Raw genomic sequence first — 25,643 nt, 5'->3', positions numbered from 1 at the left:
TCTGATTCCTCTTATTTATACTTTAATACTAATTATTCCAACCCTGATCAGAGATCTGATTTGTGAGATCAGTCTCTGCTTTAGCGCATCTAGGGCTGAAGTCCGTTGATCATTTTCTATAAAGCCATTTAGAATAACGCTAATCAGTTTGTTACCCTTGACGGCTTCTCTGCCCAGCGGGCTGATTACTAATTTTGGTAGCTGACCAATATAAATCGTATTCATCCCCGATTCTTCAGCGAGAAATAATGCGGCCTGGTCAGTTTCTTTTAATTCCATGATTGCTCTCCATTCCGGAGTGATCGGATAAAAGGTCACATGGTCGGCTAATTTCATCTCGAGATCCAACAATTCTTCATCCCTGAACAATGACAACTGCTGATATTGATTTCTTATGAATTCGTTTTTCTTTGCATAACATAAATAACCCTTGTGTGCTTTCCAGCAACTGGTTCTTTGGTGTTCGAAATTAAATACCTCCATAATGCTCCGGACTTTGGTATCAGGTAAAGTATTAATTTTCTGATTTAAAACGTCTTCAAATTCGCAGAGATCTTCAGCATAAAAGTGTTCTGTAAAATCAGGTTCAGATAAATCCAGCAATTGAATGGTTTTGGGGTAATACTGAAAAAAGATGCCCCGGCGTATGAGCTTTTTGTCAGGACCAATATCGACTATCGTGCCGGCCGTGTTTAGTGGTAAAGCCGGATAAACAGCACTAGTCATCTCCGGATTTAAAAGCTGTAAAAGCATATAACCGATTCCTGCTTTGCCAGATAAGAGTCCGTAATCAAATGGACCTGAGGAAATATAGGAATTGTAACTGTTTTTTTGCTCGTATAGCTGTTTTGCCTGCCTGGCGACAGCGCATAGTTGTTCGTTAAAATCGTATCCCCTGAGTTCCTGAAATTTTAAAAGAAAGGGGATCATGCCAGTGTAGCCACTGCATAAACTAAAATCAGTTCTGTCCATTTTTTCTATATCCGACAAGCACCTGTTTAAGGCAGTTTTACATTGATCAAGATATATTGGATTTCCAGTGGTTTGCCAGGCGTACAATCGGGCTAATCCGATTCCTGCGGCACCGTGTGCCCAGGAATTGACCTTTCTCATCTCCGGTAAAAACAGATTAAGATCCCATCTGTGAGCGTCGGGTAAACTTAACCGGTAACTTCCCAGACGGAGGTCCAGCCAGTTATCTGATTCCTCATGAAAATATTGCATTTCATATCGCAAAGCCTGTTCTGCAAGATAAATCAGGCCCTCGTTTTTAAAGTAATTCCCCACCTGCATCAGGGAATAGGCTATACCGGAGGCCCCATGAGAAAAGCCTGTAAGACTATCAAAGGCAGATTTGGAGCGATCATAGTCCCATTTTAATCCGGTTTTAGAAATTCTTGCTTCGGTAGTTACTCTAGTGATCATCTGCCGGATCATCGTTAGAATTACATCGGATTGAAGGTGATGATAAAGTAAGGTAATGACAAACAGGCTTCCGGAATATCCACTTAAAAAATCCGCTTTTACGGTATTGTTAATGATGTTTTCCTCATTGTTTCGGATTAAACGAAATGCGGTATTCAGGTATTTTTTTTTTCCGCTTAATTCATAGAACCGGATGCAGGCATAAACAACACCACTTATACCTGTATAAAAACCAAACGACCGGGCCTTCAGGACTTCCTCAGACTTCAGTGCTTTACGTAGAATGTCCTCTGCCGTTTTCAGGTCTTCTTTCCTTCCGGAGTATTCAAAAAGTGCCATGAAATATAAGGCAATTCCACTACTCCCGTTAAAAATATCGATCGTTTCTTTGAAGGAGAACTGACCGGTACTTGTATAATAGGGGCTTGGCCAACAGAGGCCGGTATGATCTCTGATTGCAGCAGAAAGCAAGTCGTTGTTAAGGCGTTGAACCTGTTCGCTGATCTTTTCAGTTTGTTTAGGATCAAATGATGGCATATAAAATGAATTGGGTTTAAGAGTTTGCAATATGATCCAGGGCCCGCCGGAGGCAATAAACTCCATATGCCTCTTCATAATTGGAGATGCCCAGCCGGTTGTTGTTCATGTGCATCATGCTGGTGACAATCTCATTTAATTTAGCTTCTTCAAATCCTGCTGCAGAATAGTTTTTCATAATTTTAATGTTCTCCTGTAGAAAGCGACTGACTTTATCCGGTGCAGTATCCCCGGTCAGGGATTCCCAGAAGTGCTTTGAAGCAGGTAGAATTTGTGATTTTGCCCGGTCAAAAGCAGATTCAAACTGCTTTAACCAGAGCCTTTTTTCCAGTGCAGCATCTTTTGCAGGATCATACAATCTGGGTAACCAGCCATCAATAAAGAGGTCACATACGCTGAGCAATCTCGGAAACATCCATTGGGTAGCAGCTAATAACATCAGGTGTATACTTAATGCCTGAGCCAATATCGAGGACCCATCTTTCCGGGAATTGATCCAGTCTAAAATGAAAACGGAGGAGCTGCAGAAATGTGCTTCGGCCCAGGGCATACTTTGCTGATTTCCATAGCGGTTTATCTCCGGTTCATAGCTGATATAAGTCAGCTCATGACCCGGAGATTCTGACTCTGTTTTGGGCCCGGTATGGAGCATCGGATCCGCGTATTGTGCAAAAAATGCATTGACTCTGTTTCTGATCTCTGCAGATAACATTTCCTGTTTTTCAGGATCCACTTTCATCCTTAATCTGATGTGACTTCCATTTTCCCAGTATCGGATAAAGAAGTAAGCCCCATCTGATTCATTTTTGAAAAATCTATTGGTAAAGGGATGGATCAATTGTTGAAGCATCAAATCCAGATTTCCCGGATAATATATATATATCGCAAACCACTTACTTTTCATAGTTTAATATTTATACCAATGTAGCAGGTATTCTTTAACAGGTTCAGATTGGCTTTCAGTTGGAAGTTCCGGCAGCATTTCTTCTACGACTACATAATCGCCCGCCCTGGCCAGCAGACGTTTGAACAATTCGATGAGTAAGGGTTGCTCAAATGAAATAAACTGAGGTTTATAATCATCATTAAATCCTTCTTTTTTTGCGTTCTTCTGAAGCGAGGGTTTGATGAAGAAAGTTTTTTTTCTTAAAAACAAGAAGATATTGACTGGAAGTTCATGCCCGAGACGCCAGTCATTAATCCTGATGAAATAGTCGTAATCTGGTTCTGATGGTTGTTGGACTGGTATAGAATCCGTTTTTATACGCCATGTTTTTCTTCGGATGATGACCGTTTTTTCATAAGTGATTCTGGGGAGGGAGAGAATTTCTTCAACCTGTTCTTCTTCAGGCTCCAGATAGTGGGCATCTACCAGGCTGATAAATTGTGGAAGAAATACCTTTTCTTCTTCATTAAAATGGGCCATTAGCTGGTAAAGATTGGAACGATTATAAAATGATTCCAGACATAGATCATAAGTGTAAATATCTTTTTCTCTGTAGCTAAGTTTAAGAAAGTTGGTTTTTTCATTAAAGCTGATCAGCAAGTCGTCGATTTGTATTTGCTGATTTTCCGGATAGCTTTTGTTTCCTCCAGGTAAGGCCAATTCATGATCAAGTAAGGAGGGATGTATATTGGCATTAAAACTCGAAGCATCATTGATTTCTGCTTTGAGTATTTCCGGATGAAGTTGCGAGTTATAGCGGAGAAAATCAGTACTAAGCTCAGGAGAGAACAGAGGCAGGAACCGGCCGCTTACTTTACCCATTCCGGGAAGAACAGAATTAATAACTCCGAAAACAGCATTCTGACTTTCTTCACGAGCATCTTGCTTTTTTAAATAAAACTGGACAAAAAGTGCCTTTGAATATTGATTTTCCGCCATTTTGCCAGTAGATAAAGGTTCAAAAAAAAGATGGTCAAGGTGGATGGAATCCGGTTTATTCAGCGTTAATTCTGCCAATTTCAGATTGACGGCTGTTACCCATTCACCCGAATTTTTGGCGGACAAGGTTGCTGTATTTTCTTTCTCTGGCTTTTTTATATGAAAGTAATAAGCATGGTAAAAATCTGCGACTTTTACTTTCGTATTTTCAGGATAGTGTTCCCGGAAAAAAGAGGTCATTTTCTGACGTTCGGTTTTTAACAAATCCATCGGGCTCAGGTGACTCAGTAGCTGATCTGCTTTTTTTGTGAAATCTGTGATCAGGGCTTTCTCTAAAAATTCAGATTCTGTGGTATAACAATCTTCGTAAAATAGCTGTCTGCCAGAAAAACGGTACGATTTAAAATTGAGAATTTCAAATGCTGCATTGGGATTGGATTCGGAAACCTGATCCATTCCTTTTTGAGGGCTGGCTAACCCGGCCGAATGCTCTAACGCTTTTAAAACCGTATCAAGTTGGTGTTCCGCAGCCTGGAGTATGGAGTTTCGTTCAGCAGTATTTCCCTTCGAATAGCTGGATTTGTATTGCTGTAATTGTTCAAAAAGCCCGATTAGCTGTTGGGTGTCAGCGTCTTGAGGTGTTGTTTTCAGGAGGAATTTCAATAGTTCTTCATCCCATTTAGGGTTGATGCCCGAAGTTTCCATACTTAGTTCCAGTAATCCTGCAGAAATGAGTTTAAACAGATAGCTTTTTATAATGTCCGCACTGGCATCTTCTACTGACTCTGACACTTTATCTATTAACTGAACCAAGGTTGGTGTTTGTTTTTCTTTTCTGAGATAATGAAAGATCAAGAGTTGTAATCCTATTGCAGGCAATTGCTGAAAGGATTCTATATTGTTAAAATTGATCAGGAAATGGATCTTTTCTGCTTTGATTGTGGCAGTCTCGTTGAGCCTGACTGTCATGAGTTCATTGATCCGGGGATGATGGACCAATACAGATTTCAGATATTCAAACAGCTTGTTATTCAGCCTGATTTTATGGTGAATGGCTTTGGAAAACAGCTCCTGTTTCCGAGGCTGCTTCCCCGACAGCTGCATGATTCCGGTATAGGTAAAAGTACTGAAAGGCGAAGTTTTGAAACACATTCTGGTTAGGTAACGTAGCAAACTAAAACTTATCCTGTGCTCTTTTTGACGAAAAGCTTCTGGTTCTCTGTTTTGATATCCGGACAATTGTTCCAATAAAACCGGGCTGGATAAGAGTAGCCCATTTTGCAGGGAAGGAGCAAAGGCCAACTGTTGAAGCTTTCTGTATTGCCCTATCAGCTGACGTTGAAAGTTTGTTCGGTTTGCATTGTGGAAATTAGCGATAGACTGCTCCAGAAAGAGATAGCTTTTTAATTCTAACGCGAGTGCATCAGGAAATAAGCCCATTGATTCGTCCAGCTTTTGAATCGCTATTTTCTTGTCGTTATAGATCTGTCGTTTCAGGTTAATCAGAATCTGTCTGTTTTCATCGGTTGTCTGTGCGGTAATTAAGTCGTACAATCCATCACAGATCAATAGCTTCAGTCTTGCTTTTTCGCGAAGGATGTATTGGTGTTTTTGCAGGATTTCGGCAGCTCCTTTCAGCTTAAAATCATCAAAGGTCCGGTAATCCATACCAGCATATCTGACTAAAGAATGTGGAAATATCTGAATGCTCATTTTTATTCTGGTTTTATTTTAAAATGGATTATTTACTGAGTTCTAATTGATTTTTAATGAGGTGGTAATAGCTGCCTTTAAGTTGAATCAACTCCTGATGTGTGCCTTTTTCTACGAGCGCACCCTGATTCAGGACCACTATCTGATCTGCATTTTTTACGGTGCTTAGTCTATGGGCAACAATCAATACAGTTTTGCCTTTAAAGAATTCATTCAGGTTATTGACAATGGACAATTCATTATGGGCATCCAGGGAATTGGTGGCTTCGTCGAGAAAGACATAAGATGGATTTCTATAGATCAGTCTGGCAATCAGGAGCCGCTGTTTTTGTCCTTCACTTAATCCATATCCGTCTCTTCCAACTACAGTCTGGTAACCGAAAGGCATGGAACTGAAGAAATCATGCATGTTCGCCATTCTGGCTACTTCATGAAGACGTTTTTCATTTTTGACAATTGCACCTGCATAGATGTTATTGGCAATGGTATCCATAAAAATATAGCCATCCTGCATCACTACACCACAGGATGCCCTCCAGGCTTTGGCATGAAGCTGAGCTAAGGACTGGTCTCCAACGGTGATGGAGCCTTTACTAATCTCATAAAATTTCAGTAAGAGCTTAATGAGGGTTGTTTTGCCGCTTCCGCTCATGCCTACGATGGCGGTAACTTTCCCTGCGGGGATAAACAGGTCTACGTTTTTTAAGACAAACGGTGCCTGAGGGTTTCCATATTGAAAGCTGAGTTGCTTTAGTATGATGTCCCGGGGACCTGAAGGGACATGCTGATCTTTGAGTTCAAAATCTTCCGGGATTTCCTGATGAACTTCTGCCATACGCTGCAGACTGAATTTTGTATTCTGGGAAACCCTGGCGAATTCGATCAGTTGAGTGATCGGGGTATTGAGCTGTCCGCAGATATAGGTAATGGCCAGCATACCACCTAAAGTGACCTGATCATTGATCACCAGCATGGCAGCGGCATAAGTGATAAAAACATTTTTGACCTCATTAATGAAATACCCGATACCTTGCATCAGCTGATCGAGTTGCAAAGCCTCGAGCTTCAAATCATAGGAGCGGTCTTGTAAACCTTCCCATAATTCTTGTTTTTCTTTTTCACTGCCCGTCAGTTTAATCTCCTGCATGGCATAAAAAATCTCCAGCAACAGCTGTTGATTGGCGGAAAGTACTTTGAATTTTTTCTGGTCGATGATCTTTCTTTTTTGCTTAAATGAATTGGACCATAATACGCTGAGTGTTGCACCAGCGATGAAAATCAGAAAGATTTGCCAGTTGTAATACCATAATACTCCACCCAGGACAAGGAGGGTGATCAGGGAGAGGATAAAGCTGATCAGCGAATTGGTCAGAAACTCTTCCACACGCTGGTTGTCATTCACCCTTTGCATGTTGTCTCCCGCCTGTCGGTTGTCAAAAAAGGTAAAAGGTAATTTCATCAGCTTTGCAAGGAATTCTTTTAACAGCGTAATACTCGTTCGTGCCCCCAGTCTGAAAAGGAGACGGGCACGAAGGAAATCCATCAGCATTCGCCCGGAGAACAACATCAGCTGGCCGATGCAGATCAGGAAAAGAAGATTGGTGTTTTTTCCGTTTATCCCTTTATCAACAATCAGTTGGGTCAGTAATGGAATGATTAAAGAGAAAACACTGGCAAGAACCAGGCTAAGACCGATGGGAATTAAACTTTTGCGATGTAATTTGAGGTAGGGGAGCAGTGACCATAACGAAGCCGCTTGTTCCGGTATACTTTGTTGTTCCTGAAAGGCAGGAGTGTTTTCCAGCAGCAAAACCCTGCCTATATCACTGCCTTCTTCTATCTGCCAGGAATTGAGGAAATCCCTGGTTTTGATCTTCAGCTTGCTGCTCATTGCAGGATCGGATAACCAGGCGTATTTATCGGTAATATGATATAAAACAACGTAATGTTCTTTTTCCCAGTGAAGGATGCAGGGAAGGGATACTTTGTTTAGCAGTTGCAGGTAAGGTAATTCTGCCGCAAGAGTCTTAAAACCCAGTGACTTCGAAGCAGCGATCATGCTGGCCATGGTGGTCCCCTGTTTTCCGATATTGCATAATTTCCTGAAATGCGACAAAGGGAAAGTCTTTCCATAATATTCCGTAATGATCTTCAGGCACACAGGCCCGCAGTCCATTGCATCTGGCTGTTTGTAAAAAGGAAACTTCCTGCCGAAAGAGAAAATAGGAGACATATATAGTATAATCTTAAATACAACACTGTTGCAAATATGATAATTATAATGCAACTTTGATGCAATTAATTTATGTAAATGTCTTTGAACTTATCCCCTACATTACGGACTTTAGTCTGGAAAGAGTTTCGGTTGGCTTACCGTGACCGCATCATGAGTACATTGGCGGTCATCGTTTATACACTGTTTGCCGTCAGCAGTTTGCTTACTGTTTTTCAGTACCGGCAGGATCAGCAAAGCAGGGAACGATCCAACGCAAAGTTCCGGGATCAGTTTAAGGCTCAACATACCAATCCACATGATGCTGCTCATTTCGGAACCGTTCTTTTTAAACCCCTGAATCTGATCAGTGCATTTGATCCGGGATTAAATGATTACTTCGGCACGACCTACCGGGTAGAGGCACATGTGCAGCATGAGGTCGATTATAGTAATGCAGAAAGTAATGATGCGCTGATGCGCTTCGGGTCCTTTACCATAGCGATGATCATGCAATTGCTTATCCCTTTATTGTTGTTATTTATCAGTTCCTCATCATTGACTTTTGAAAAGGAATCCGGCACATTTAAAATGTTGATGGCTCAGGGGATAAAGCCGGTTCAGCTGGTATGGGGAAAAGTATTTGCCAATTACCTTTTTGTGATTTTGCTGGTTTTGCCCATTTTTCTGGTAGTGTTGTGCTGCTTATTTTTTGCGCCTTCAGGTATATCTTTAATTGGCAGGTTTCTCTTCATTATTGCCGGATATGTGTTGTTCTATCTGCTCCTGACTTTAACCGGAGTTCTGGTCTCTGTATTGAGTAAAGGCTCGGGGACGGCAATCATGATTGTTTTAAGCCTATGGCTTTTCAGCTGTGTCTTGTTGCCTAAAATAGCGACAGGGCTGGCGGATAAACGCTATCCTTTAATGTCAAGGGCCGCCTTTAAGGACCATATCAGGGCAGGGTTTTTAAAAGGTATTAATGGTGATCCACCTTATCAGGAAAGAGCCGGAAATTACCTGAATGCCTTACTGAAAAAATATAAAGTAGCTATCGCCAGTCAGTTGCCAGTGAATGCGGATGGCTTAATCCTGCAGTACAATGAAGATTATCAGAATAAGGTGTTTGATCATTACTATGCGGAGTTGGAAGATACCTTTAACCAGCAGCAGTCTTTTCTGAATAGCGCAGGGTTACTGAACCCTTTTATCAGTTTGAAACGGCTCTCTATGGCCATGTCGGGGACAGATTTTTACCATCATCAGAATTTCTTTATGCAGGCAAAAAAATACCGGAACGGATTGATCCGGGAGTTAAATCTGGAACTGGCAAATCATCCTCAGAAAGGTCAGCAGGCTTATATTGCAAGTCCGGAATTTTTCCGGCAGCTGAAGGATTTTCAGTATGATTTCCCTTCTCTTTCCAAGGTTGCCGCGATGCAGAAAACGGGAATAATCTCCATTTGCTGCTGGGTATTGCTGCTCTCCCTGTCTTTACACTTCGTTTCGAAATCTTCACTGTTTTAGGATATGCCATTACTTAAATTAATTTTCAGCTTTGAATGGCGTCAATTTCTTCGTCAGCCTGCTCAGCTACTGATTCTTATCTTCTTCCTGTTGATGGGCTTTTATAGCCTGAGCACAGGACATCACTTTGTCGGACAACAACTTTCAGGACTGGATACCTTGGTTCAAAACCAAAAATCTCATTTTCAGGAGCTGCTTGGGCGTTTTGACGCAGACACGAGTACCAGCAAAGGAAAGACATTGGCTGCGCAGGCAGGATTACCACAGGTGATTGAATACCGGGCATCGCCAATTGCTACAAATCCACCAAAGGGATTGGCTTTAATGGCGATCGGTCAACGCGATATTCTTCCTTATTTTGACATCATTAACAGTAAACGGGATATCCTTACTCCGCCCAATGCAGAGATTGCCAATCCGGAGAAACTGGCTTCCGGGAATTTTGATTTTTCTTTTGTACTGATCTATTTGTTTCCGCTGCTGATCATTATCCTTTGTTATGATCTGTATGCCAAAGAAAAGGAGCAACAGACAGACCGTTTGTTAAATGTGCAAAGCGGAGACCTCAACCGGATTCTGTTTCATAAACTGTTGTTCCGTTTGTTAATGGTTTGCATGCTTGGCTGGATCCTGAGCATCATTGGTTTTTTGTTGCATCCAAAGGGGACTTTATTGTCAGGAGCTGATGTGCTCCTCTGGTTTTTCGTGCTGACCACTTATCTTTTATTCTGGTTTTCTATCTGCTGGCTGGTCGTGGTCTTGCGCAAATCTTCCCGTATCAACTCCCTGACTTTGCTGGGGATCTGGTTGCTGCTGACTTTAATTCTGCCAGCTCTTATGAATAAACTGGCCGCATTGAAGTATCCTATGCCTTTACGGACTGAACTGGTTTCCCATCAAAGAGAAACGATGCTGGATACCTGGGAAATGCCCATTAAGGAGTTGCTGGTTCATTTTTACCGCAATAACCCACAGTATCTACCCTTGAAACAATCATCGGATACCGCCCAATATGGAAACAAAAGATTTGTGGCCTACTATGACCTGCTTGGCAGGCGGATGAACGAAAATGTAAAAAAATACCATGCCGGAGCAAAGGCACATAATTCCTGGTTAAGCAAAACGGCCTGGTTAAATCCTGTCGCTCAAATGCAAAGTCTGATCAATGCAACCGCCCAGACTGATTTAAGGGATTATCTCTTTTACCAGCAACAAGCAGGAGACTTTCAAAACCTTTGGGTGAAACTGATGAACAGTTATCTCCTGGCCAATAAAAAATTAAGCCGTAAAGAGGTGATGAACCTACCCGTTTTTCAGCCTGCAAAGGATGAAACAAGGACTAGCCGGATTTTAACCAACACGATACCCCTCTGGTTGGCCATTGCCCTGGTTTTATGGATTGCAAGAAAAAAAAGCATACTCAAATAACCCATACATAAATGAAAAGAATAATTTACTTAACCTTCCTCTATTTGATCTATCAGCCCCTGAGTTATGGGCAGAAGAGCGATACCGCTTCCCGTGTTCAGAAAGTCAACAAATTAAAGGAGGTCAATGTGGTGAAACAGAGGGTGGTCAGGTTACGCCCGGAGACCCTTACCAATACCTTGAAATTACAGCAACCTCTATTACAGACTCCCCAGAGTATCATCAGCATTTCCTCTTCACTGCTACAACAACAAGGAGGTTTGGAGCTTAGAGATGCCGCCAGAAATGTCAGCGGTGTTTATTTTGCACTCAACAGTACCCCTTTTGACAATTCTGCTACCGCTCAGATCCGGGGATTTAATGCTTTTTCCACTTACAATGGCATGTCACGCCGCTTCAGTTATGGAGCTTTGATCGACGATGAATCGCTGGTCGAGAGCATAGAATTTGTGAAAGGCCCTGCAGGGTTTTTAAATTCCTATGGAGAACCCGGAGGATCGATAAACATTTCTACCAAGACACCCGGTCAGAAACTATTGAATGTGGTGGTCAATGGGGGAAGTTTTAACTTCTTCCGGACATCAGTTGATATTGGATCTGAAGTGAAGAAAAAAGGTTTTTCTTACCGTTTCAATACCACTTATCAGCACAGGGATTCTTATCTGAATGAAATGCGTACGGATAAATATGTGATCGCACCTGTATTGCAATACAACTTCAGCCCCAACACTTTTGTATTGGCAGAGTATAATCTGGTAAGAGGGGAAAGTCAATATGGGTCCTCTCTTGATAAAGTACGGAGTGAAGCAGATAAACTCAGCGGGCCAATCGGAATTAATTACAGTGCAGGAAATGGATTGCCGATTAGTTATGCCCAAAATCAAACCGGCAGAATTTATGCTGTTCATAAATTTAACAAAGACTGGCAACTGACTTCGCAGTCGTCTTATTTATTGGCTCCCTACGCCAGTTGGAACATGACTTCCAAAGGAAGTAAGGTGTATTTCGAACCAAATGGAATGACGAATAGAAGGTCAAGCCTGAGCATGGGCTCAGGAAAAACATTTTCATCCCAATTGTTCGCAAGTGGTAAAGTCAGGACTGGCCCAATTGGTCATCAGTTATTATTTGGCGCCGAATATACCAACAGCAGAGACTCCTTGTCACTGAACAATGGCAAAATCGAATTCCCTTACACTTTAGCAAATCCTTCAAATTTTGTAGATCCCGATCAGGCCCGTCAAACGACACGCCTGACCAGAATCACCAACAATACTTTTTTAAAATCTGCTTTTGCCTACGACAATATTCAACTGCATAAAAAGCTATTGTTAACGATCGGTGCGAGGTATACCTGGTTTACAAATGAGAAAATAACCACCAATTCGAGAGGTGTGGTTCCTGTTAAACAAAACCAAAATGCCCTTTCTCCACGTGCAGCGCTAACTTACCTGATCGACAGCTCCACTACTGCTTTCTTTTTGTATGATCAGTCTTTTGTTCCACAAACTGGCCAGAAAGCGATTGTCAATGCCGCAAGAGAAGTGATTGGTGCGGAACCTTTGGATCCTCAGAGGGGAAAAAATCTGGAGATCGGCCTGAAACGGAATTGGTTTAATTCCCGTTTGTATACCACTTTAACAGGTTTTCATACCATCAGAATTAATACTGCAGCCAACGATGAAGTGAATGCTGGCTATAGGATACAGTTTGGGGAGGTGACCAGCAAGGGCATAGAACTGGATGTTATCGGTAATATCACTGATCAACTTTCATTGGTCACCAATTATACATTTGTAAAAGCAGTCATTACCAAAGATAAAGATCCCAAACGTTTGGATAAACAAATGCCTCAGACACCGCAACAGATCTTCAATACCTGGATACAGTATAAGTTCCCTTTAAGGAATCTGGCGAGTCTGAACCTGAGTCTGGGACAAACCACAATCATCAAACGCAGTACTTCAGATAAAGACCAGTTCATTCCTGATTACACCAAATTTGATGCAGGAATCAGTTATGTTCAGGACAAGTATTTCTTTCGGATGATCGCGGATAACCTGACCGGGAAACGCTACATGTCTTCAGGTGATATCATCTCCGGTTTTCCTTATGAAGGACGTAATTTCTATTATATCGATGGAGATCCCTTTAATGTGAAATTGTCTATAGGTATCAAATTTTAATCTTAGCCTGATGATGTTACAAGCAATAGAACTGACTAAAAAATATGGAGATCAAACGGCCCTTGACCGGTTGAACCTGAGTGTTGAACCCGGGGAAGTATTCTGTCTGTTGGGGCAAAACGGAGCCGGCAAAACCACCACTATCAATCTGTTTTTAGGGTTTACAGCTGCAAGTTCCGGACAAGCATTGGTAAATGGTCTGCTGGTTTCTCCAAATCAGGCCAATACCAAACGTTTCCTGGCCTATATTCCAGAAGTGGTGATGCTGTATGCGAACCTGACGAGCCTGGAAAACCTGGATTTCTTTAGCCGTATTGCAGGATTCAGGTATAAAAGAGAGGAACTTGAACAGTATTTGCTCCAGGCAGGTTTACAGCCTGAGGCTTTTCATAAAAGAGTGGGGAATTATAGCAAGGGCATGAGACAAAAAGTAGGTATTGCCATTGCGGTAGCAAAAAATGCAGCGGTCATCCTAATGGATGAGCCAACAAGCGGTTTGGATCCCAAAGCCACCCATGAGTTCAGTGAAATTGTCAAACAGCTTTCTGCAGCAGGGAAAGCAGTGTTTATGGCTACTCATGATATTTTTAACGCGGTAAATGTGGGAACAAGGATCGGAATTATGCGTCAGGGCTCTTTGGTTCATACTTTAAATGCAAAGGATATTTCTGCAGGTGATCTGCAGAAGTTGTATCTGGAAACGATTTAGATCGTCAAGACCAGGATCTCCTCTTTAAATCTCAAAATGCCTTTCCGTACGGAAAGGCATTTTTCTTATTTTGATTTTAACCGGTAACTGATTCCGGTACTGAAATATATATTACCATTTAAGGTATTTGTAGGAACGCTTTTAAACATGTTTTTGAAGCCCCCCTCCTTAAGTTGAAAATCTCTTAAGAACATATAGCCACCGCCCAAAGTAATATCAAAATGTTTGCTTTTCCATTTTCCTTCGAGCCCCAAAGGAAGTTCCATATAGTTGAGGTACCGTCTTTTTGGATTCATTTTGTTCTGTACATCATAGCTGATGTTCCTGTATCTTAATGCCAGCTTTACTTCCATCTTCTTATTCATTTCATAGGCCGTGCTCACTTCTGTAGGCAGGTCTATTTTGAATTTGAATTTGCCATCTGTTCTCAGCTGAAAGATCATCGCGGGAAGGATAAGAGGAGCATTAGTGGCATTGGCCACAAAGACACCGAAGCCATAGGAAAATTTCGGACTTTGATTTTTAATGAAAATCAAGCCTCCGCTAACAAACAGATCGTGCATGTCGAATTTCTTCAGGTCTGTATTGACACCAACCTGAACGAGTTTTACCATTCCCCATTTATTGCCCAGGGAGCGGTAATTGACTACTCCAAACTGTGTGCTGAATAAGCGATGAGGCATCAGGTCATTTTCAGTCAATGGTTTACCCATTTGAGTATAACTCGCATCTACCATTGCAGTCCAGCTGTTAACCTTTCGGGTGGCGGTATCTACTTTGTTGGAGATCATGAAACTATAACCCAGATCAAATCGTTCCTGGGGTTTTTTGGTGTTTTCTAAAGGTTCATCTTTTTGTATGTACTTACTTCCAGTACTATAGGTTCTGGTGATGTCAATGGTATTTACTGGTGTAAGCTGGGCAAATGCACCTTTTCCGGATAAGATGAGCAGGATCATCAATTTTTTTTTCATCAGGGATTTTTTTTTAAACATGTTGTTTCTGTAAAGGATGAGGAACAGGAATACATTAACATTTTCTGATCTGTTCAGGTATGTGACAACAGGTTTTCCTTTTACCCCTATTCAGGACTGTGTTTTTATTTTGGATAGTGTATTTTGTACAAGGTAACTGCCTGATAATAAAATGATTTTGATGGTGCAGGTTTAGCAGGAATGTGATATTTTTGATTCAATCTACAACCAAAATATGAACATTAAGAAAGTATTGATTGCCAATCGGGGCGAAATCGCGATCCGTATTGAACGGGCATGCAGTGAACTGAACATCCAGACCGTGGCAGTTTATACTTATGAAGACAGGTATTCCCTGCACAGGTATAAGGCCGATGAAGCCTATCAGATTGGGGCCGACAATGAACCTTTAAAACCTTACCTCGACATTAAAGCGATGATCGGGATGGCAAAATACTGCGGAGCAGATGCCATCCATCCGGGATATGGTTTTTTATCGGAAAATGAAGAATTTGCGGAGCAATGTGCAGCCAATGGAATTGTATTTATTGGCCCCAGACCGGACGTGATGTCTTCATTAGGAGATAAAGTGACGGCAAAAAAGGTGGCTAAAACTGCTGGTCTGCCGATCATAGAAAGCAATGAACTGGAGCTGAATACCATTGAGCTGGCTTTAACTGAAGCCAACCGGATTGGTTATCCATTGATGATCAAAGCGGCTTCCGGTGGTGGTGGACGTGGTATGCGCATCGTACATAACGATGAGCAGCTGAAAAAGAGTTTTTTTGAAGCGCGTAGTGAAGCGAAGAATGCTTTTGGGGATGATACTGTATTTCTTGAAAAGTTTATCAACCGCCCAAGGCATATAGAAGTGCAGATTGTTGCAGATAACTACGGGGAAGTGGTCCATCTGTATGAACGCGATTGCTCAGTACAACGCCGTTTTCAAAAAGTCGTGGAAGTAGCACCTTCCCTGAATTTAAGTCAGCAGACCAGAGACCAGCTGTATCATTATGCCACCTCTATCGCAAAAGCCGTAAAATATAACAATGTAGGGACTGTTGAATTCCTGATCGATGAGCAGGAGCATATTTATTTTATTGAAGTAAATCCGAGGATCCAGGTTGAACATACGGTTACAGAGATGGTTACCGGGATTGATCTGATCAAAACCCAGTTGTTTATTGCCGATGGTTATCGCCTGTCGGATGCGGAAATTGGCATTAAAAGCCAGGAGGCGATCCGTTGTAATGGATTTGCCATGCAATGCCGTATTACCACCGAAGACCCTTCGGATGATTTTAAACCAGACTACGGAACACTGATTACCTATAGAAACGCAACCGGATTTGGCATCAGACTGGATGAAGGAAGTACCTATCCCGGGATGAAAATCAGTCCGTTTTTTGATTCCATGCTGGTAAAAGTGAGTACCAGTGGACATACTCTGGACGATGCGGCAAGGAAAATGCACCGCGCACTGAGGGAGTTCAGAATTCGTGGGGTAAAAAATAATGTCCAGTTTCTGGAAAGCCTGATCAGCCATCCCACCTTTGTACAGGGAAAGGCGACTGTCAATTTCATCCAGGAACATCCGGAGCTTTTCGAATCAAAAAAGAGACTGGATCGTGGAACACGTATATTAACCTATTTAGGAGAGGTTTCCGTAAATGGGAATCCCGATGTACTACAGGTAGATGAAAATAAACGCCTGGAAAAACCGGTGGTACCGATTGTCGGTCAGTCTGTTTATCCGAAGGGAACCAAAGATTTGTTAACCGAACTTGGGCCGGAAGGATTCTCCAAATGGCTGAAAGCAGAAAAGAAAATCCATTATACGGATACCACGTTCCGGGATGCACATCAGTCCTTGCTGGCCACCAGGATGCGGACCTACGATATGCTCAAAGTGGCAGAAGGTTTTGCCAAACAACACCCCCAGACTTTTAGTATGGAAGCATGGGGTGGAGCAACCTTCGATGTTTGTCTGCGGTTTTTACATGAAGACCCATGGAGGAGACTGGAGAAATTGCGTGCTGCTATGCCCAACATTTTAATTCAAATGCTGATCCGTGGATGTAATGGAGTAGGTTACGCGGCTTATCCTGATAACCTGATCGAATCTTTTGTAGAGAAAAGCTGGGAAAAAGGAGTAGATATTTTCAGAATCTTTGATTCTTTAAACTGGATGGAGAACATCGCACCTTGTATTGAAATGGTCCGCAAAAAAACACAGGGACTTGCAGAAGGTGCATTGTGTTATACAGGGGATATTCTGGATCCAAAGCGCAGTAAATACAACCTGGAGTATTACCTGAAGATGGCCAAAGATCTGGAAAATGCAGGTAGCCATATTCTTGGAGTGAAAGACATGTCGGGATTATTGAAACCTTATGCGGCTAAAATATTAATAGAAGCCCTGAAGGATACAGTAAAAATTCCAATCCATTTACATACCCACGATACCTCTTCTTTACAACCTGCAACTTACCTCATGGCCATTGAAGCTGGTGTCGATGTGATCGACTGTGCCCTGGGTGCATTATCAGGAAGCACTGCACAACCGAACTTTAATGCCATCGTGGAAATGATGCGCTTTCATGAAAGGGAGAATCCCTATGATATCAAATCTTTGAACGCATATTCCAACTATTGGGAAGCAGTAAGGGAATACTATTACCCATTTGAATCCGGTTTAAAAGCAAGTTCTGCTGAAGTCTTTGAACATGAGATTCCCGGCGGACAGTATTCTAATTTAAAACCTCAGGCCATTGCATTGGGATTGGGGGATAAGTTTGAATTGATCAAACAGCGCTATTCAGATGTGAATACCATGTTTGGTGACATTGTGAAGGTAACACCCAGCTCTAAAGTCGTGGGTGATATGGCCCAGTTTATGGTGGCCAATGACATTAGTCCGGAGGACGTTTTTGCCAGGGGAGAGCAGCTTGCCTTTCCGGAATCGGTGGTTTCCTTTTTTATGGGAGAGATCGGTCAGCCGACAGGAGGTTTTCCGGAAGCCTTACAGAAAATCCTGCTGAAAGGAAAAACACCTTTTACCGACAGGCCTAATAAACATCTGGAGGCCCTGAATCTGGAAGCAGAATTTGAGGCCTTTAAACTGGAATTTGGGGATGACCTGACTTATACCATGTATCTTGCTTATAAGTTCTATCCTAAGGTGACTGCCGAAGCGATCCGGATTTTCAGGTTGTATGGTGACGTATCTGTGATTCCTACTCAGTATTTCTTTTACGGAATGAAGCCCGGAGAGGAAACAACGATTGAAATTGCCAAAGGAAAAACCTTGCTGATCCGTTTGCTTTCCATTGGTCCGGCTGATGATAAGGGGATGCGGACGGTGTTCTTTAAACTGAACGGACAGACAAGAAATATCGAAATTCAGGATAAAGAAGTGAAGGTCACAAGGGCTGAAAACCGAAAAGTGGACAAGCTGAATCCTGCACATATTGGTTCCCCTTTACAGGGTTTATTGTCAAAAGTTTTTGTCAAGGTGGGCGATACAGTAAAGAAAAACCAACCCATGTTTATGATTGAGGCGATGAAAATGGAATCCAATATTACGGCAATCGCAGATGGAGTGGTGAAATCAATTGTCTTAAAGGAAGGAACGATTGTCAATACTGATGATCTGGTACTGGAAGTTTAGTTCAATCTCCGTATTATACCATTTGAGCCGCTAAAAACACCAGTAGTTTAGCCGGAATCTGTTTTACTTTTGCCATCCCAAAAAGGGGATGGCTATGGAAAACTACCTGGAATTTATTAACGGGCATATTGCGCTGGAAACTGCTGGTTTTGAAACTACGGATGATGCATTGCATTTCCATGGAATAAATCTGCTGGAGGTAATTGAAACGTATGGCACACCTCTACGATTCACTTACCTCCCTTCCATCAGCGAAAAGATCAGCAGCATGCAGGAGCTTTTCTTCAGGGCAATGACCGCTGAAAGATATCTGGGGAAGTATACCTATTGCTTTTGCACTAAAAGTTCTCATTTCAGTTACGTGCTGAATGAAGCACTGAGCAACCACATCGGGATTGAAATTTCTTCTGCTTTTGATATTCCTTTACTGAGTTCCTTACTGGCCTCCGGCAAAATGGATCAGGATACACTGGTGATTTGTAATGGTTTTAAAACCGCAGCCTACCAGCAGGGAATCCTGGAACTGATCGCTCAGGGAAACCGAAACCTTATTCCCATCCTGGACAATAAAGAGGAGTTTAATTTTTATACAGAACACCTCCATCAGCCACTGAATCTGGGGCTGCGGATTGCATCGGATGACCGGCCGGCTTCTCAGTTGTACACCTCAAGACTAGGGATCAGAAGAGAAGAAATCATCGATTTTTATAAGAATAAGATAGAAGGACACGCGAATTTCAAATTAACTACCCTACATTTCTTTATTGATTCCGGTATTTCTGATTCCCGTTTTTATTGGGAGGAACTGGACAAGCATGTTGGCCTGTATTGTAAACTCAGTCTGGTCAATCCCTGGTTAAGCAGCCTGGATATTGGCGGAGGAATGCCCTTTATGGATTCCTTTGATTTTAAGTTTGATTACCTGGATTTTGTAACCCGGATCATCCGGAGAATTAAATCGGTTTGCGATAGTTATGGGGTTGCTGAACCGGATCTGATCACTGAATTTGGGAAGTACACCGTTGCTGAGGCCTCAGGCATTGTATACAAGGTGCTTGGGCGGAAACAACAAAACCACAATGAAAAGTGGCTGATGCTGGATGGCTCTTTTATTACCAGTTTACCGGATACCTGGGCAATCGGACAGCAATACCTGTTGTTACCTGTGAACAACCTGGAAAGGGAACAGGAACAGGTTTATCTGGGTGGGATGACTTGCGATGGAGATGATTATTACCACTCTGGTCACGACAAAATTTTCATGCCGAAAACCCGTAAAACACAATACATCGGCTTCTTTCATACCGGGGCTTATCAGGAAGTACTGAGTGGTTTCGGGGGAATTCACCATTGCCTGTTACCAGGACCTAAACACATCCTGATCGACCGGAATAAGGATGAAACATTGAACTACCGGGTCTTTGCGGAGGAACAAAACAGTAAGCAGGCCCTGAAAATTTTAGGATATCTTTAATCCATACCATTAATCCCCGGATTAATACCCATGCTTAGATGCAAAGGTCTTTAATTTTGGGGTATGAGTAATCTGGCTGGCCATGGTGTCCTTTTTCTATCCGCTTTCGCACCTGCTGTTATTTTTATAAAACTGGCGATGCTCCAATATAACCGCCTGGTTGCTTCTGCTGTTGAGCTGCCAAAAAAAGAACTGCTGGAAAATCACATCAGAATGCATTTTCAGTATGTCCGAAAGCAAACGGTACGGATTGGAAGAGGCAAGGATCAGATAGAAGGGTATTTTGAAGCTTATCCCAATGGGGAGTATTTCTTTTATTCAGCTGACCATACCGAGCTGATCCGTCTTCGAAAAGACCATTTAGGCTGGGGATTGGTCTGCATTTCAGATGGCGATGAAAGCAAACATAAATTTGTATTGCCGTTGATCCTTTATTTAGAAGCAAGGTTGTTCAACTAAAACCGGGCTTTTCAGCCGGTTTTTTCAAAAACAGGTTAAGCGGAAGTAATAAGTACCATTAATCTAAAGTTTAATACCGCTTTTTGCAGAATTGAACCCGGTAACTTTGGCGCATGATAAAACAAATCCCGGTTCTTGATTGCTGCACTTTATCAGGTTATAAAGAGGACGAATTGTTGGTTGATCATCTTGCCGATTACCTGCATAAACACAGCAGTCTTGCTTTTCCGCATCGGCATAATTTTTACCACATGGTTTTATTTACTTCAGGAGGGGGAGCACATGCTATCGATTTTACCCGTTTTGAAGTTCGGCCGATGCACATGTATTTTATGGTTCCGGGACAGGTACATACCTGGGAGTTTGAAGGAGAAGTAAATGGTTATGTCATCAATTTTAGCCGGGAGTTTTTTCAATCCCTGTTGTTGAGACCTGATTTTTTAAATGGCTTCAGTTTTCTCAATGGAATTGCACAGGATGGGGCTTTCCAGGTTCCTGCTCATATGGAAGAGGAAATGACTGCTTTTTTTGAGCGGATTTACGAACAGGTGAACAGGGTTAAACCTTTACAAAAAGACCTGGTGAGTGTGATGTTACTATATGTGTTCATGAGGATGGAACAACAGTTGAGCCCGGCTGAAAAACACAAGTTTCCAGTCTATAATTATACCTTGCTGCGCAATTTCCAGAAGTTAATTGAACAACATTTTACCAACCTGCGGTTACCTAAAGACTATGCAGATCTTTTATACATCACCCCCAATCATTTAAATGCATTGTGCAAGGAATACCTTGGGATGCAGGCAGGGGAAGTGATCCGCAATAGAATATTGCTGGAAGCAAAACGCTTACTGGTGAGTCAGGACATGACGATTTCAGAGATTTCTGATGAACTCAGTTTTAACGACAACTCCTATTTCACCAAATTCTTTAAAAAGCTGGTGGGAATGACACCAGAGGAGTTCCGGAAGAATAAGGCCTAATCTCTAATCTATACCATATTATATAAGTTTGCTACCATAGATTGAGCGTCGTTTAGGGGACTTTTGCAGGGTATTTATATTTATATCTATCCATGCATACAGAAGTCTTAACAAGCGTTGCGGAACCGCATGAACATCCGCAATCATTTATCAGAAAATATATCTTCAGTACCGATCATAAAATGATCGCCAAGCAGTTTTTAATCACTGCGATCTTTATGGCGGTCATTGCGATGCTGATGTCTGTTCTTTTTCGCCTGCAGCTGGCCTGGCCGGATAAAGAATTTCCTGTTTTAGAAGTATTGCTGGGCAACTGGGCAGAAGGAGGTCGGATCAAACCCGACTTCTACCTGGCCATGGTCACGATTCATGGAACGATCATGATCTTTTTTGTACTGACGAGCGGGCTCAGCGGAACTTTTAGTAACCTCCTCATTCCCCTGCAAATCGGGGCGAGGGATATGGCTTCCCCATTGATGAACATGTTGTCTTACTGGTTTTTCCTGGTTGCCTGCATCGTGATGCTGGGTTCCTGTTTTGTGGAAACAGGGCCGGCAAGTGCAGGCTGGACAGTTTATCCTCCATTGTCTGTGTTGCCAAAGGCCATTTCAGGATCCGGATTGGGGATGACGCTCTGGCTGGTCAGTATCATCATTTTCATCATTTCCGGAGTGATGGGCAATGTGAATTACATCAGTACCGTTTTAAATATGCGTACCAAAGGGATGAGCATGTGGCGCTTGCCACTAACGGTATGGTCCCTGTTTCTGACAGCGGTGATGGCCTTGTTGTCCTTTCCGGTACTAACCGGCGCAGTGATCCTGTTGATTTTTGACAGAAGTATGGGAACGAGTTTCTACCTGTCTGATATTGTAATCGGGACTCAGGTGTTACCGAACGAGGGAGGATCGCCGATTCTTTGGCAGCACCTGTTCTGGTTCCTTGGGCATCCTGAAGTATACATTGTAATTATGCCTGCATTGGGGCTTACCTCAGAAGTGATCTCTAACAATGCCAGGAAGCCAATCTTTGGTTACCATGCGATGGTTTACTCCCTGATTGGAATTGTGATTCTATCTTTCATTGTATGGGGGCACCACATGTTCGTCACAGGAATGAACCCGTTTTTAGGTGGGGTATTTATGATCACCACCCTGATTATTGCAGTTCCTTCTGCGGTAAAAACTTTTAATTACCTGGCCACCTTGTGGAGAGGGAACATCCGGTTTACTCCGGCAATGATGTTTGCCATTGGATTGGTTTCTTTCTTTATTTCAGGAGGGATGACCGGGATCTATCTGGGAAATGCAGTTTTAGACATTAACCTGCATGATACCTATTTTGTGGTCGGGCATTTCCACCTGGTGATGGGCTCGGCAGCAGTATTTGGCATGCTGGCCGGAGTATACCACTGGTTCCCTAAAATGTTTGGAAGGATGATGAACGAAAAATTGGGCTACCTTCATTTCTGGGTCACTTTTGCCTGTGCTTACCTGGTGTTCTTTCCGATGTATTTCCTGGGACTGGATGGAGTACCAAGAAGGTATTATGCTTTTACGGAATTTGAGTTTATGCAAAAATGGATGTCAGTAAATGTGCTGATTACCTGGGCAGCCATTGTCGCCGCATTGGTACAGGTTGCCTTTTTATACAATTTCTTCTATTCTATTTTTAAAGGAAAGAAAGCGACTCAAAATCCATGGGACTCCAATACACTGGAATGGACAACTCCGGTGGAGCATATCCATGGAAACTGGCCGGGAGAATTGCCTGTGGTTCATCGCTGGGCTTATGACTATAGCAAACCCGGACATGAAGCGGATTTTATCATGCAGACCGTTCCTTTCTCCCAGACGATGTCTTCCAATCAGGCACATGACCTGGAAAACAATCCGGAATTGATGGCCATTCAGGAGGCTTACGAAAGGGAGCAAAAGAATTCCACAAAATTTTAAAAAAATACACTGCCATAGGGTTGTCAGTGTCGTATATTTAATTTGTATCATAAAACAAACAAAATATGGCACCTGACAACCTTAACACCACGACCGCGACGAATGCGATTACTTATTTAATGAAAAATTATGCCGCATATAATGCATGGGCAAATGCCAGATTGATCAATTGGCTGAGAACCTACCCTGAAGAGCTATTGGAAAAGGAAGTGGCTTCGAGTTTTCGGGGGATTAAACCGACCGTCTTTCACATTTGTCAGACACAGGTATACTGGTTAAGCCTCATTAAAAAAGAAACATTCGATTGGACAAAAGAATTTAAGGGAAACATAAATGAAGCTTTTGATATGCTCATCAGGCAGTCTGAAGAATTCTCTGCATATGTTGACCAAATGACCGAAGCCAATGTTGAAGAAAGTACACTGGTTGAAAATCCCTGGTTTAAATGTGATTTTTCCAACTTTGAATACATTCAGCAGGTCATGAACCATAGTACCTACCACCGTGGACAAATCACCACAATCAGTCATCATTTAGGATTAACGGGAGCACCAATGACGGATTATAATTATTACAACATCTATAAAAACGGAGATAAAAACTAATGTTTCAGGCTGCAGGCAGCTTTGCTGTATAGCTTAAAATTTAAGACTAGGCATAGGAATGGAGCAAAGTGATGGCTTCTTCCCTTGCCTTGTTACATACCTTGGTGACTGTTTCCAGGTGACGCTTAAGTACTTTATAAGCAGATTCCAGTGCCTCCAATGCTTCAAGTTCTACTTTTAACCGGTTCTCCAGACCAAAAATAGAGATGCTGGGTAGCATATAATGTGTACTTTGTTTCAACTGATTGAAATCACCCGCAGCAAAATGGGCCTTCATTAAGGCCAGGTCCTGAGGGATTTGTTCAATAAATATCTGCACAATTTCCTTTTCAAAAGCCTTATCTCCATTGCTGAGCAGCTCAATATAGCTGAGGTCTATGAGTTGATAATTTCCTGGAATTCCGGTGGCAGAAGCTGACATTTTCTATGGGATGAGTTGGCTTTTTATCAGCAAAAAATGCGCCAGAAGATTTATGTCGTAATGCGCCTTGCCTGCTGATTTCGGCATTAAAGGATCTGCATCCTTTTATTGAGGGCTGCCCGGTAAGCATCAGAAACTGGAACGAGGCTTTTGTTGATGATCAGCGTTCCCCCCTCAAGGGTATCTATCTTACTTACATTGATGATAAAGGAACGGTGTACCCTTAAAAAAATACTGGAAGGTAATTTATCTTCAACAGATTTTAAGGTAGAGTGAATCTGGTAGGCCTGTTCCTGGGTGTAAATTTTCACATAATCCCCCTGTGCTTCCATGTATAATATTTGATCCAGTTTCAACCGGCGGACGGTATTGGAATCTCTGATAAAGATGAAGTCCTTTTCTTTATGGTCTGTAAGCGGGCCTTTGTTCTTTACAAATTCCCTGACCCGTTCCATGGATTGCAGAAATCTGACTGGCGTAACGGGTTTGATGATAAAGTCGATGACATCGAGATCAAAGGCTTCAGCTGCATAATCGCGGTTAGAAGTAGTGAAGATGATGAGCGGTCGTTTTTGTCCAAGGCTTTGTGCCAGCTCCATTCCGGTCATTCCCGGCATCTCAATATCCAGAAATAACAACTCTATGGGATGGTCTAAAATCTTAACATAAGCTTCCGTTGCATTGCTGCATTCATCAACCAGTGTTAATGAGGTATCCAGGCTGATCAGTTGTTTGAGGGTCGTCCGGGCAATTTTGTTGTCATCAACAATTAAGCAGTTCATCTAGATTTTCTTTAGCCTTACACTAATGTAATTATAATGCATCAAAAAATGAAAGAGTGAAAAGGCCCATTCACCGTTCATTTTATCCTTTCTGTCTATTCGGCCTTCTCTGGCCTGTAAAGAGGGTATACCTTTGAATCATAAATCAATTAAAAATTAACCAGAAAAACATAAACTAAAGAAAACATTATGAAAAACTTAATCGTCATCATCATCGCATTATTTACTTTCAATAACATTCAGGCACAAGGAATCATGAAAGATCCGGTTAGCTTTAAACTGAAAAACGGAGTAGAAGTTATTGTTGCTGAAAACAGTGGAATGGGTAAAGTGCTGGCTGCGGTAAAAATGGATGGTACTGAATTAGGCACAAATGAAGTACTGACAACAGCGCTTGAAAACGGACTTAACGAAGGAAGTAAAATTGCATTTGCTTCGAATGTGAAAGACTTCGGACCTAAAGTAAGCCTGATTGCTGACGAGGTTCATGTATCAGCAGATACCGAAGATTTTGATGGTGCTTTTATGGTGATGGCAAATGCCTTAAAATCACCTGTAATGAACAAAGGAAACATCGCTCCTGCGAAAACTTACATCACAATTGCAGGTGACATCACTGTTGCACAGGCAAAAGCACTGGCTAAAAAAGCATTTGGAGAGTGGAAAGAAAGCCGTGTAACTGAATTGGCAAAATAATC

Annotated in this window: 18 protein-coding genes; 11 read left to right on the top strand and 7 right to left on the bottom strand. The window is 42.1% G+C overall.

Annotation, left to right across the window (positions count from 1 at the left end):
* Nucleotides 1-15: 15 nt before the first annotated feature.
* From BUC20_RS22560 to BUC20_RS22545, 4 genes are read right to left on the bottom strand one after another with little or no spacing between them, the layout of a single operon-like run.
* Complete coding sequence (locus BUC20_RS22560; protein ID WP_073233354.1) at nucleotides 16-1,962, bottom strand: lanthionine synthetase LanC family protein; 1,947 nt, start codon at nucleotides 1,960-1,962, stop codon at nucleotides 16-18.
* A 16-nt stretch (nucleotides 1,963-1,978) separates the two neighbouring features.
* On the bottom strand, nucleotides 1,979-2,866 hold the full coding sequence (locus BUC20_RS22555; protein WP_073233352.1) for a thiopeptide-type bacteriocin biosynthesis protein: 888 nt from the start codon (nucleotides 2,864-2,866) through the stop codon (nucleotides 1,979-1,981).
* Between the two features lie 3 nt (nucleotides 2,867-2,869).
* Nucleotides 2,870-5,560, bottom strand: coding sequence for a lantibiotic dehydratase (locus BUC20_RS22550; protein ID WP_073233349.1), 2,691 nt, complete (start codon nucleotides 5,558-5,560; stop codon nucleotides 2,870-2,872).
* A gap of 28 nt (nucleotides 5,561-5,588) precedes the next feature.
* Nucleotides 5,589-7,793, bottom strand: coding sequence for a peptidase domain-containing ABC transporter (locus tag BUC20_RS22545; RefSeq protein WP_073233347.1), 2,205 nt, complete (start codon nucleotides 7,791-7,793; stop codon nucleotides 5,589-5,591).
* A 78-nt stretch (nucleotides 7,794-7,871) separates the two neighbouring features.
* Between BUC20_RS22545 and BUC20_RS22540 the strand changes: the two genes are divergently transcribed.
* From BUC20_RS22540 to BUC20_RS22525, 4 genes are read left to right on the top strand one after another with little or no spacing between them, the layout of a single operon-like run.
* Nucleotides 7,872-9,299 carry a DUF3526 domain-containing protein gene (locus BUC20_RS22540; RefSeq protein WP_073233345.1) on the top strand — a complete coding sequence of 476 codons (1,428 nt, stop codon included), beginning with the start codon at nucleotides 7,872-7,874 and terminating at the stop codon, nucleotides 9,297-9,299.
* A 3-nt stretch (nucleotides 9,300-9,302) separates the two neighbouring features.
* Complete coding sequence (locus BUC20_RS22535) at nucleotides 9,303-10,727, top strand: DUF3526 domain-containing protein (protein WP_073233343.1); 1,425 nt, start codon at nucleotides 9,303-9,305, stop codon at nucleotides 10,725-10,727.
* Between the two features lie 11 nt (nucleotides 10,728-10,738).
* Nucleotides 10,739-12,913 carry a TonB-dependent siderophore receptor gene (locus tag BUC20_RS22530; protein WP_084529170.1) on the top strand — a complete coding sequence of 725 codons (2,175 nt, stop codon included), beginning with the start codon at nucleotides 10,739-10,741 and terminating at the stop codon, nucleotides 12,911-12,913.
* A gap of 10 nt (nucleotides 12,914-12,923) precedes the next feature.
* On the top strand, nucleotides 12,924-13,622 hold the full coding sequence (locus BUC20_RS22525; protein WP_200800984.1) for an ABC transporter ATP-binding protein: 699 nt from the start codon (nucleotides 12,924-12,926) through the stop codon (nucleotides 13,620-13,622).
* A 65-nt stretch (nucleotides 13,623-13,687) separates the two neighbouring features.
* On the opposite strand, the gene BUC20_RS22520 is transcribed toward BUC20_RS22525, so the two are convergent.
* The gene (locus BUC20_RS22520) at nucleotides 13,688-14,596 is read right to left on the bottom strand and encodes a DUF6268 family outer membrane beta-barrel protein (protein WP_143166879.1); all 909 of its coding nucleotides are present in this window, start codon (nucleotides 14,594-14,596) and stop codon (nucleotides 13,688-13,690) included.
* A gap of 235 nt (nucleotides 14,597-14,831) precedes the next feature.
* Between BUC20_RS22520 and BUC20_RS22515 the strand changes: the two genes are divergently transcribed.
* The 6 genes from BUC20_RS22515 to BUC20_RS22490 all read left to right on the top strand — a co-directional run bounded on the left by BUC20_RS22515 (nucleotide 14,832) and on the right by BUC20_RS22490 (nucleotide 23,742).
* Nucleotides 14,832-18,266 carry a pyruvate carboxylase gene (locus tag BUC20_RS22515; protein ID WP_073233336.1) on the top strand — a complete coding sequence of 1,145 codons (3,435 nt, stop codon included), beginning with the start codon at nucleotides 14,832-14,834 and terminating at the stop codon, nucleotides 18,264-18,266.
* Nucleotides 18,267-18,360: 94 nt separating this feature from the next.
* The gene (locus tag BUC20_RS22510; protein ID WP_073233334.1) at nucleotides 18,361-19,740 is read left to right on the top strand and encodes a type III PLP-dependent enzyme domain-containing protein; all 1,380 of its coding nucleotides are present in this window, start codon (nucleotides 18,361-18,363) and stop codon (nucleotides 19,738-19,740) included.
* 63 nt (nucleotides 19,741-19,803) lie between these two features.
* The gene (locus tag BUC20_RS22505; protein WP_073233332.1) at nucleotides 19,804-20,199 is read left to right on the top strand and encodes a hypothetical protein; all 396 of its coding nucleotides are present in this window, start codon (nucleotides 19,804-19,806) and stop codon (nucleotides 20,197-20,199) included.
* Between the two features lie 113 nt (nucleotides 20,200-20,312).
* A complete protein-coding gene (locus BUC20_RS22500) occupies nucleotides 20,313-21,182 on the top strand; it encodes a helix-turn-helix domain-containing protein (protein ID WP_073233330.1) in 870 nt (289 codons plus the stop codon).
* Nucleotides 21,183-21,364: 182 nt separating this feature from the next.
* Nucleotides 21,365-23,137, top strand: a complete 1,773-nt coding sequence (locus BUC20_RS22495) for a cytochrome c oxidase subunit I (protein ID WP_073233995.1) — start codon at nucleotides 21,365-21,367, stop codon at nucleotides 23,135-23,137.
* A 65-nt stretch (nucleotides 23,138-23,202) separates the two neighbouring features.
* Nucleotides 23,203-23,742, top strand: a complete 540-nt coding sequence (locus BUC20_RS22490) for a DinB family protein (RefSeq protein ID WP_073233327.1) — start codon at nucleotides 23,203-23,205, stop codon at nucleotides 23,740-23,742.
* Between the two features lie 46 nt (nucleotides 23,743-23,788).
* Here BUC20_RS22490 and BUC20_RS22485 read toward each other — a convergent pair whose 3' ends face one another.
* Nucleotides 23,789-24,163 (bottom strand): hypothetical protein, encoded by a 375-nt coding sequence (locus tag BUC20_RS22485; protein ID WP_073233325.1) that lies wholly within the window; start codon nucleotides 24,161-24,163, stop codon nucleotides 23,789-23,791.
* An 86-nt stretch (nucleotides 24,164-24,249) separates the two neighbouring features.
* Nucleotides 24,250-24,945 carry a LytR/AlgR family response regulator transcription factor gene (locus tag BUC20_RS22480; RefSeq protein WP_073233323.1) on the bottom strand — a complete coding sequence of 232 codons (696 nt, stop codon included), beginning with the start codon at nucleotides 24,943-24,945 and terminating at the stop codon, nucleotides 24,250-24,252.
* Between the two features lie 189 nt (nucleotides 24,946-25,134).
* Between BUC20_RS22480 and BUC20_RS22475 the strand changes: the two genes are divergently transcribed.
* Complete coding sequence (locus BUC20_RS22475) at nucleotides 25,135-25,641, top strand: hypothetical protein (RefSeq protein WP_073233321.1); 507 nt, start codon at nucleotides 25,135-25,137, stop codon at nucleotides 25,639-25,641.
* The last annotated feature ends 2 nt before the right edge of the window (nucleotides 25,642-25,643 follow it).

Origin of the sequence: Pedobacter caeni, assembly GCF_900129215.1 — a bacterium.
Lineage (GTDB): Bacteria > Bacteroidota > Bacteroidia > Sphingobacteriales > Sphingobacteriaceae > Pedobacter > Pedobacter caeni.
Note: the sequence above shows the minus strand (reverse complement) of the source record. Positions and strands in the feature narration are given on the sequence as shown.